We start from the raw sequence: 11,499 nt of genomic DNA, 5'->3' as shown, positions 1-11,499 counted from the left end.
GTAATTGCTCAGCAGGCTGTCGGCCAATTTAACCAGTTCAGGATCAGGTTTGACTCGTTTGGCGCGCTTGGATTTTGGCTCGGTCATTGGATTTCCTTGGGGTAGGCAGTCTCCTGCCAAATGACCGTTTACACAAAACTAATTACACCCTCATCCATTCGCCATTCAAGTGCTGTTTCATGCTGCTTTATTATCTTGTCATCACGCCGAACGATAAAAAATAACAACAAAAGCATGGCTGTCGTTGCTGCACCAACTATCGCCCATACTTTCTTGCGAACATTATTGATTTCGCGCTGTAACGCTTCCGCGGTTTCGTAGAACTCTCCAACCGCAACAATCTTTCCAGTACCCGTTTCTCGCAGTGGAGCAAAAATTTCATAGAGCGGAATATTCAGACTTCGCTCAAAAGCATCCTCAGTATCATCTTCAAAATCATTGTCCAGTTCTGTATAGATCTTGCCTGTCAGCGCCTGTGAGATCTCCTCTGTCGGAAAAGTTTTCTGGACCGTGGACTTGTCGGTGCTGTAGACAATCGTGCCGTCTGGAAGCCAGATCTTCACCGAGACCACATGCGTACTCAATGAGGTGCTGGACAGCAGGTGATCAATAGTCTGAATGGTTCCATCGGGGAGTTCATTGGCAGTGGTCAGTCCCTGGACGAAAGGATCGAGAAAGTTCTGCATATAACGCGCACCAGTCTCTGCCGCCGTTTGAATCGTTGCATCTTCGATACTCTGGCTTACGAGCTTTCCAACGAACGTCATGGTCAAGCCCAGAATGATTGTGGCGCAGATGACGAACTGGGTTGAGCGGCTTGAATGGCGCAGTTTCGCACGGGGGGGCTGTCTCCCTGGCACTCCGCCACTGGACGCTTGGCCAGCCTCTGATCCGACCAAGGTCTGATCCGATTCTTCGACCAAGGTCTCAGAATTTGATTGGGCTTTTGTCTCTGTACACATCCGGGTAGCCCCTCAATACTCATTTTCAATGGAGTGTAAAGCTGGCGTTTGAGGTTGAAGTCGGGAGGCGCGATGAATAATTTAAAAAGATTCTCGATCCATCTGGATAATCGCTATTTCCGGCAACAACAGCCGGGGGTTATTACCAATAGTGTGGTCGGCCATTCGCACCCTGGCATTCAAGTCAAACTCGGTTCATTTGAAATCTCTGTTGAGAAAGCGCTCCAGTACAACAGTGCGGGTGTTCCACTCAATCAGAACCAAACCCATGGTTCCAATGATTTCCTGACTCCGCCACCCAGCGTGCGGAGCCAGTCTCCAGTACATACTAGTCAATTCGTAGTCGATGCCAGTTTTCTCATGGATAAAAGGCTTGTTGACGAAGCCGCATGGACGCAGAACCGTGCCATCACCCCTCAGGAAGTCCCGGAATATGGCGATCTTCGCGAGCATATTCCGGCCAATGCCTTTGTTCTCTGGATGTGTGGCATCTGTGACAAGCCCCCTACACCTGAGAGAGCATCATGTACAGATGCATAGAGCCCCGATACGTGACGGGGCCGTTAGCAAGTTGCACCTTCTATTCAACCTGGGTTCATGGGCCGTCGCCTCCTTGAGGCGCAATACCAGCCTGTAAATACGGTTGTCATGGGGAATTGATCCTCAGTCGAGTTCTGCTGATTGCTTGCAATTCAGTAGGGGCTCGGTGCAGCCGTGGTACCAGGTCCCGTCGTTCAAATTTCGGTTTCATTTATGGGGTTCAGCACTAAACCACGCGTTTGCAGCCGTGTTTTATGCGTGTGGTTTCCTGACTAGTCAAGCATCGAGGAAACAGCCATGGCCAGCTTCATCAAGTCCGATCTTGAGTTCATTCTCGAACAAATTTTCATCGCTGAACGGAATGCGGCAGGCGCGAGTCTGGCTGACATGCTGCCGAACGTAGAGGTACCCTTCGGCCTGCGCACTGTCTCCGGCATCGACAACAACCTGGCCAATCCCCAGTTCGGCGCCGCCGACAACTTCTTCCCGCGTATGACGACGCCGGTGTTCAATACCGCGCAGGTCCAGCCGGTCGGCTTCTTCGGCCCGGCCGATCCTGGCGGAACCACACCGACCTCCTACCTGCAGACCAGCGGTTTCGTCTTCGACTCGCAGCCGCGTACCATCAGCAACCTGATCGTGGACCAGACCGCCAACAACCCGGCGGCAGTCGCGGCTGCAGCGGCCAATCCGGATTCACAGGTCGTCACCAGCCCCGGTCTGGATGGCCTGTTCGGCACCGCCGACGACATTTCCGTCTTCCAGATTCCTAATATCACGCCGGACGCGGGCCTGACCGCGCCCTTCAATGCCTGGATGACCTTCTTCGGCCAGTTCTTCGATCACGGCCTGGACCTGGTCACCAAAGGCGGCAGCGGCACGGTGTTCATTCCGCTGCAGCCCGACGATCCACTGTTCGTGCCTGGTAGCCCGACCAACTTCATGGTGTTGACGCGGGCCACCAATCTGCCCGGTCCCGACGGCATCCTCGGCACCGCCGATGACATCCACGAGCAGAGCAACACCACCTCGCCGTTTGTCGACCAGAACCAGACCTACAGCTCGCATCCCTCGCACCAGGTGTTCCTGCGTGCCTATGAACTCAACGCCGTTGGCGATCCGGTGGCCACCGGCAAGCTGATCACCAACCGTGACCTGGGCGTCGATGGGCATTTCGGCACAGCTGATGACGTTGAAATCGGCGGCATGGCCACCTGGGCAGTCGTCAAGGCTCAGGCCCGTGATCTGCTCGGCATCAACTTGACCGATGCGGATGTGTTCAACGTACCGCTGCTGGCGACCGATGCTTACGGCAACTTCATCAAGGGGCCTAACGGCCTTCCTCAAGTCGTGATGATGGGCGCGGATGGCATTGCCGGTACGGCCGATGATGTGCTCGTCGAGGGTAATCGGGCTGCACCCATCAGCCTGACAAACGCCGTGCGCACCGGTCACCAGTTCCTCATCGACATCGCCCACAGCGCCGATCCGACCGGCGGCCTGACGGCCGACGCGGACACCGTCATTGGCGGCCCGCAAGCCCCCGGCACCTACGACAACGAACTGCTCGACAAGCACTACATCGCCGGCGATGGCCGGGTCAACGAGAACATCGGCCTGACCACCGTGCATTCCATCTTCCACAGCGAGCACAACCGGCTGATTGACCAGACCAAGGCAACGGTGCTGGCCTCCGCCGACCTCGCCTTTCTCAATCAGTGGCTGCTGCCTGACGCCCAACTGGCGGCGTTGCCGGTAACGGCGGCCGACATCGCGGCCCTGCACTGGAACGGCGAGCGGTTGTTCCAGGCCGCCAAGTTCGGCACCGAGATGCAGTACCAGCACCTGGTGTTCGAGGAGTTCGCGCGCACCATCCAGCCGCAAGTGGACGTTTTCCTGGCACCCATGGGCAACGACACCACGATCAACCCGGCGATCGTCGCCGAGTTCGCGCACACGGTCTTTCGCTTCGGCCACTCGATGCTGGTGGAGACGGTCGATCGTTTCGATGCCAACTTCAACGTCGTTGGCGACGGCAATCCGGTTGACCCGGGCAATCAACAGACCGGCCTGATCGCGGCCTTCCTCAACCCGTTGGCATTTGCTGCGAGCGGCCCCACCCCTGGGGAGGCGGCAGGCGCCATCGTACGCGGCCTGACCCGTCAGGTCGGCAACGAGATCGACGAGTTCGTGACCGACGCGGTGCGCAACAACCTGGTCGGTCTGCCGCTGGACCTGGCCGCCCTCAACCTGGCGCGCGGCCGCGACACCGGCATCCCGTCGCTGAATGAGGCGCGGCGCGAGTTCTACCACATGACCGGCGACAGCCAGTTGACCCCCTACACGAGCTGGGCCGATTTCGTGCAGCACATGAAACACCCGGAATCGCTGATCAATTTCATCGCCGCCTACGGCACGCATTCAACCATCACTAGCGCTACGACGATGGCGGCCAAGCGCGCCGCGGCTGCGGATCTCGTGCTCGGCAGCGCGACCGCGCCAGCCGATCGTCTCGACTTCCTGCACAGCACCGGTGCCTGGGCGAGCACCGCCGGTGCGGACGGTATTCTGAACACCGCAGACGACGTGACCACCACTGGCCTGGACAACGTCGACTACTGGATCGGCGGCCTGGCCGAGGAGAAGATGCCCTTTGGCGGCCTGCTGGGTTCGAGCTTCAACTTCGTCTTCGAAACCCAGTTGGAAAACCTGCAGAATGGCGACCGCTTCTACTACCTGGCACGCACCGCAGGACTCAACTTCGGCACTGAGCTTGAGAACAATTCGTTCGCCAATCTGGTGATGCTCAACAGCAACGCAACACACCTGCCGGCTAACATATTCCTGACGCCGGCCTTCATCCTGGAGACCGACCCGACGCACCAGTTCAATCAGAGTGTGATTGCCGGGCCGGATGGCATACTGGTCGACAATCCATTGACGCTAGTCAATGAGGCCGCCGACAACCTGCCAGCCAACGCCGACCCCTTTGGCCCATCGGACCACCCGATTGGCTCACCACGTATTGACCATTTCACGCCACTGGTGATTCGCGACAACCCCGCCACACCGGGCCTGGATACCAACTACCTGCACTACACCGGCGGCGATACGGTCGTGCTGGGCGGCACGCCCGGCGACGACATCCTCATTGCCGGCGACTCGGACGACGACACCGTCTATGGCGACGCCGGCAACGACCGCCTCGACGGCGGCTACGGCAACGACAACGTCTTTGGCGGTACCGGCGACGACATCATCACCGACATCGGCGGCAGCGACACCCTGCGCGGCGAGGACGGCAACGACGTCATCCAGGCCGGCAACTCGACCCTCGGCCTCAACAACCTGGTCTTCGGCGGCGCTGGCAAAGACTTCATCATCACCACCGAAGACATCACCATGACCTTCGCCGGCGCGGGCGACGATTTCATCCTCGGCGCCAAGGTCAACCTCGCGCCGACCGGTAACGAAGGCGACGACTGGATCGAGGGCGGCACCCAGGACGGTGCGCCCGGCGATAACATGAGCCCGACCTTGTCCGACGATGTGCCCGGCAACGACATCTTCATCGGCACCGGCGGATTCGATGAAATGATCGGTGAAGGCGGCGACGACACCTTCGTCGCCAGCGATGCTCAGGACAAGATGGACGGCATGTCCGGGTTCGACTGGACCACCTACAAGAATGACAAGTACGGCGTGACCGTCGACATGGTCGTTCCCTTCTTCAGTCCGTATCACGCGGTACCTGATGCCGCGGGCAATATCGTGGGCGCCGTGGCGCAATCGGCCGACTCGGTCTATGACCGGTTCGCGGAAGTGGAGGGCCTGTCGGGGTCGGCCTTCGCCGACTTCCTGCGCGGCGATGAACAAAACGCGGCCATCATCGCCAACATCACGGCCAGGGGCAGCATCCTCACCAACTTCGATCTCGTCAGCGGCCTGCGGGCCTTCGTCGGCAGCGCCGGATTCGGTGCCGACGGTATCGGGGGGACGGCCGACGATCAGTTCGGCGCGGGCAACATCATCCTCGGCGGTGATGGCAGCGATATCATCGAGGGTCGTGGCGGCAGCGACCTCATCGACGGCGACAAGTGGCTCAACGTGCGCATCAGCGTGCGTCAGAACATCGATGGCACCGGGCCGGAAATCGCCACCTTCGACAGCATGACGCCGATGATCCCGCTCATGCTGAACGGCACCTACAATCCCGGCCAGCTCGTCGCCGTGCGTGAAATCCTGCCGGGCGCGGGGGGCTTCGACACCGTCAACTTCCTGGGCCCGATGGCGAACTACACAATCACCGTCAACGATAACGGCACCCCGGCCAACTTTGCCGATGACATCGTCACCGTGACCGACAATGTCGGCAAGGAAGAAACCGACCGTCTCACCAACATCGAGCGGCTGCAGTTCTCCGATCAGTCCATGGTCCTCGTGCCCGGGCTCAACGCTGAGCCGGTGGGCGCGCTGACGGTAGATAACACCGCACCGACCGTTGGCCAGATACTGACCGTGTCGGCGGCAGGCCTCACCGATGGCGACAACGCGGGAGGGGCTATCCACAATTCCATCAGTTACGTATGGCAGTTTGAAGCGGCACCGGGCTCGGGCGTCTTCGAGGACATCATCCTCGGCCCAGGCCGCATCGGTATCGGATTTACAAGAGCGGACGCGCCCACTCTCACGGTGACGTCGGATCTTGCCGGCCTGGCAGTGCGCGTCAAAGGCATCTATGCGGACGACAATGGCGTGACCGAGCAGGTTTTCTCGGCACCGACTACGGCAGTAGTGGCCGCGGCGCCAGCCCCCGCAGTGGCGCCTTCGCTGATTGATCCGCAGACCACTGCCCCCAGCAATGGTGTGCGTTACACGCAATCCGACCTGGCGTTCATCCTTGACCAGATCAAGATAGCGGAACACAACGCGGCGGGTGAGAACATGGTTTCTCTGCTGCCGAACATACGGATGCCGTTCGGTTTGCGCACGGTCGAGGGGACGGACAACAACCTGCTCCATCCCGAGTTCGGTGCTGCCGATAATGTATTCCCGCGCCTGACCACGCCGAACTTCCGCCCGGCGGATCCGGTTCCGGCCGGTTTTCCGGGAGCCGGCACGCCGACCTCGTATACGCAGACCAGCGGCTTGGTGTTCGACTCGCAACCGCGCACCATCAGCAACCTGATCGTCGACCAGACCGCCCACAACCCGGCGGCGGTCGCGGCCACCTTCGATCCGGGCGTGGATGGCATCCTCGGCACGCCTGACGATGTCCTCAAGGCCGGTGCGCAGGTGGTTACCGGAACCCGCACCGACGGCACGACGTTCCAGACCTTCTTCGACCCGAACATAAGCCCCGATGCGGGCCTGACCGCGCCCTTCAACCAGTGGATGACCTTCTTCGGCCAGTTCTTCGACCATGGCCTGGACCTCGTCACCAAGGGCGGCAATGGCACGGTGTTCGTCCCGTTGCAGGCGGATGATCCCTTGGTCCTCGGGCCAGACGGCATCGCCGGTACCGCCGACGATCTGCCTGCAAACCTGCGCTTCATGACCGTGACACGGGCGACTATGCTGCCCGGCCCCGACGGCATCCTGGGCACGGCCGACGACATCCACGAGAACACCAACACCACCTCGCCGTTTGTCGACCAGAACCAGACCTACAGCTCGCATCCTTCGCACCAGGTGTTCCTGCGTGCCTATGAGTTCAACGCTTTAGGCGATCCGGTGGCCACCGGCAAGCTGATCGAGAATCGGACTGCCGGTGGCGACGGCATCCTGTTTACCGGTGACGATAGTTTGACTGGCGGCATGGCCACCTGGAAGGTGGTCAAGGCGCAGGCGAGTGCGATGCTGGGCATTAACCTCACCGATGCCGACTTCGACAACGTGCCGCTGCTGCGCACCGATGCCTACGGCAACTTCATCAAGGGTTCGAACGGCTTCCCGCAGGTCGTCATCGGGCTTGGCCCCGACGGTATTGCGAACACGGCTGACGACGTGGTCATCGAAGGCAACCCGCTGGCCCCTATCAGCCTGGCGACTGCCGTGCGCACCGGCCATGCCTTCCTCAACGACATTGCGCACACTGCCGTTCCGGTGGACGGCCAGACCGGCGCGGCACTCCTGCCCGATGTGGACACTGTCATCGGCGGTACACCTGCGCCGGGCTTCTACGACAACGAACTGTTGGACGCGCACTACATTGCCGGCGACGGCCGGGTCAACGAGAACATTGGCCTGACCACCGTCCATTCGATCTTCCACCATGAGCACAATCGCTTGGTCGATCACACCATGGCGGTGGTCCTGGCGACAGCGGCAAGCGGCGATGTGTCGTTCCTGAACGAGTGGCTGCTGACACCTGTCACTGCCGTTCCTGCCGACACCTCGACCCTTGACTGGAACGGCGAGCGTCTGTTCCAGACAGCGAAGTTCGGCACCGAGATGCAGTACCAGCACCTGGTGTTCGAGGAGTTCGCGCGCACTATCCAGCCGATGGTCGATCCGTTCTTCGCACCTGGTCAGGTGTACGACACCGCGATCGATCCGAGCATCGTTGCCGAGTTCGCGCACACTGTCTATCGCTTCGGGCACTCGATGCTGCTGGAGCAGGTCGACCGGCTCGATCCGAACTTCGCCTCGAGCGACATCGGGCTGATTCAGGCCTTCCTCAACCCGCTCGAGTTCGCGGGCAGCGGCGCCACCCCGGAACAGGCGGCCGGTGCTATCGTGCGCGGTGTGACCCGCCAGGTGGGTAACGAGATCGACGAGTTCGTCACCGAAGCCCTGCGCAATAACCTGCTGGGCCTGCCGCTCGATCTGCCCGCCATCAACCTGGCGCGCGGCCGCGATACCGGCGTTCCGTCCCTGAACGCGGCGCGGCGGGAGTTCTATGGGCCCACCGGCGACGCAGAGCTCAAGCCCTACACCAGTTGGGCCGATTTCGTGCAGCACATTAAACATCCGGAATCGCTGATCAACTTCATCGCCGCTTATGGCACGCACTCAACCATCACCAGCGCCCTCACGCTGGCGGACAAGCGCGCCGCGGCTGCGGACCTGGTGTTAGGCGGCGCGACCGCACCGGGCGACCGTGTCGACTTCCTGAACAGCACGGGTGCCTGGGCCAGCACCGCCGGTGCGGACGGTGTTTTGAACACCGCAGATGACGTGACCATCACCGGTCTGGACAATGTCGACTTCTGGGTTGGTGGGCTGGCCGAGGAAAAGATGCCCTTTGGCGGCATGCTCGGCTCGACCTTCAACTTCGTCTTCGAGAACCAGATGGAGAAACTCCAGGACGGTGACCGCTTCTACTATCTGGAACGCACCGCCTCGATGGACTTTGGCGCTGAGCTTGAGAACAACACGTTCTCCACGCTGGTCATGGCCAATACCGACGCAACACACCTCTCGGGCAGGGTTTTCCTGACGCCAGCCTACACTCTGGAGGTCAACCAGGCGAACCAGTACAACCCAAGTCTGATTGCCGGGCCGGATGGCATACTGGTCGACAATCCATTGACGCCAGTCAATGAGGCCGCCGACAACCTGCCGGCCAACGCCGATCCGTTTGGTCCGTCGGTCCACCCGATTGGCTCACCGCGCACTGATTTTCTCACGCCGCTGGTGATCCGAGACAACCCCGCCACGACGGGTCTGGATAGCAACTACCTGCACTATACCGGCGCCGAAACGGTCGTGTTGGGCGGCACGCCCGGCAACGATATCCTCATTGCCGGCGACTCGGACGACGACACGGTCTATGGCGATGCCGGCAACGACAGGATCGATGGCGGTTACGGCAACGACCAACTCTTTGGCGGTACCGGTGACGACATCATCACCGACATCGGCGGCGATGACGTCATCCACGGCGAGGACGGCAACGACGTCATCCAGGGCGGCAACGGCCTCAACCTGATCCTCGGCCAGGCCGGCCAGGACTTCATCGTCACCGGCGAAGACGCGGCCGACACCAGCGGCGGCCTGGGCAACGACTTCATCCTCGGCAGCAAGGCGAACGAATTCGCGCGCGGCGGCGAAGGCGACGACTGGATCCAGGGCGGATCCGCCGATGGTGTTGCCGGCGACAACTTCGACCCATTCGGCAACGATCCGATCAATGGCAACGACGTCTTCATGGGCGATGGCGGACCGGACAACTTCGACGGGGAAGGCGGTGATGACATCATGATCGGCAGCCCCAGCGAGGCGGACCGTTTCATCGGCTTCTCCGGTTACGACTGGGCGACCTTCAAGGACGATCCGGCCGGCGTGACCATCGGCCTCAACTCCAGGCTGCGCTTCTTCGATCAGCCTGCGGTGCCTGGTTCCACCGCGTCGATCCTTGCCCGGTTGGACCTGGTGGAAGGGCTGTCGGGATCGTCCCACGCCGATTTCCTCAGCGGCGATGACTCCACTGCCGACTTGCTCGCCATCGCTGGCGCCAAGGGCAGCGTGCTCACCAACTTCGACCTCATCAGCGGTCTACGGGCGTTCGTCGGCATCGCCGGCAACGGCGCGGATGGCATCGCCGGCACAGCCGACGATAAGTTCGACGGGGGCAACATCGTCCTGGGTGGCGCCGGCAGCGACGTCATCGAAGGCCGTGGAGGCGATGACCTCATCGACGGCGACAAGTGGCTCAACGTGCGCATCAGTGTGCGGCAGAACATCGATGGCACCGGGCCGGAAATCGCCAGTTTCGACAACATGTCACCCCTGGTCCCGCTCATGTTGAACGGCACCTATAACCCCGGCCAGCTCCAGATCGTCCGCGAGATCCTGACGGCGACCGGTCCTGACTTCGACACGGCGCTGTTCTCCGGCAATCTGGCGGATTACACCGTGATTGAAAACGTCAACGGCACCTATACGGTCATCGACAGTGTCGCTGGCAGGGACGGGACCGACACCCTCAGCAATATCGAGCGGGTGCAGTTCTCCGATCAGGCGCTCGTACTCGGCGGTTTGAACTCGGCGCCAGTCGGTGTGTTGAGGATCGACGATCCCACGCCCGCCGTCGGCCAGGTGCTGACGGTCTCGGCGGCAGACATCACCGATGCCGACAATACCGCGACCGGCGGCGCGATCACCGGGCCCATCAGTTTCTTCTGGCAGTTCGAAGCGCGCCCGGGCTCGGGCGTATTCGAAGACATCACCTTCTTTGCCGCCGGAGAGGTCGCGCGCGCGGAGGGCACGACCGTCACGGTGGGCTCGGAACTCAGGATTGCACCACCGGCGACCCTCATCGGCGCCGTGCCGGCTATCCCGGAACTCGTCGTGCCAACCGGACTGGCTCTGCGCGTCAGGGCGGTCTACAAGGACGCCAATGGCGTGCTGGAGGAGGTGTTCTCGGCGCCGACCGCACCGATCACGCCGGCCGGTACTGGCACCGTCAATGTCTTGCCGGTTGGAACGGTGCTGATCAGCGATACGACCCCGACGCCAGGCTCGGCCTTGACCGCCACGGATGCGTTCACCGACGCCAACGGGACCACGACCTCGGTGATTACCCATCAGTGGCAGGTGGGGAGCGGTGCGATCTTTACCGACATCGCCGGCGCGACGGGCACGACCTTCACGCCCGACCCGACGCAGACCGCTCAGCAACTGCGTGTCGTCGCGAGTTACACCGATGACCTCGGCACACTTGAGCGAGTCACCTCTGCCGCAACGACAGTGGTCGGTGATGTGTTTGTCGGTACCGCGGGTGTCGACATATGGACCGGCACGGCAGGCGACGACATAGCCAGCGGAGGTGATGGCAACGACTTCCTGAGTGGCTTGGGTGGCAACGACATCCTCAATGGTGACGCGGGCAATGACATTCTCATCGGCGGCAGTGGTGCCGACACGATGGCCGGCGGTGTTGGCGACGATGTCTACGAAGTCACCGACCTTGGGGACGTGGTGACCGAGCTTGGCGGTGAGGGTATTGACACGGTCTGGACCTCGCTCGCGAGCTACACCCTGGGTGCCAACG

Annotated in this window: 3 protein-coding genes; 2 read left to right on the top strand and 1 reads right to left on the bottom strand. The window is 61.3% G+C overall.

What is annotated here, in order from left to right; all coding sequences use genetic code 11:
• Nucleotides 1-128 precede the first annotated feature (128 nt).
• Nucleotides 129-767, bottom strand: coding sequence for a hypothetical protein (locus KGB07_RS25460; RefSeq protein WP_223466897.1), 639 nt, complete (start codon nt 765-767; stop codon nt 129-131).
• 267 nt (nt 768-1,034) lie between these two features.
• Between KGB07_RS25460 and KGB07_RS25455 the strand changes: the two genes are divergently transcribed.
• On the top strand, nt 1,035-1,502 hold the full coding sequence (locus tag KGB07_RS25455; RefSeq protein ID WP_223466895.1) for a hypothetical protein: 468 nt from the start codon (nt 1,035-1,037) through the stop codon (nt 1,500-1,502).
• Between the two features lie 297 nt (nt 1,503-1,799).
• On the top strand, nt 1,800-11,499 hold a 9,700-nt coding region (locus tag KGB07_RS25450; protein ID WP_223466893.1), incomplete at its 3' end, for a peroxidase family protein.

Origin of the sequence: Pseudomonas sp. GL-RE-26, from assembly GCF_019956275.1 — a bacterium.
In the GTDB taxonomy this organism is placed as follows: domain Bacteria; phylum Pseudomonadota; class Gammaproteobacteria; order Pseudomonadales; family Pseudomonadaceae; genus Aquipseudomonas; species Aquipseudomonas grandcourensis.
The sequence above is the reverse complement of the archived record's forward strand: the minus strand, read 5'-3'. Positions and strand labels throughout refer to the sequence as shown.

Excerpts from the sequence above, each read along its gene's own strand:
- KGB07_RS25460 (WP_223466897.1), bottom strand. The coding sequence starts at position 767 with ATGACGTTCGTTGGAAAGCTCGTAAGCCAGAGTATCGAAGATGCAACG.
- KGB07_RS25455 (WP_223466895.1), top strand. The coding sequence starts at position 1,035 with ATGAATAATTTAAAAAGATTCTCGATCCATCTGGATAATCGCTATTTC.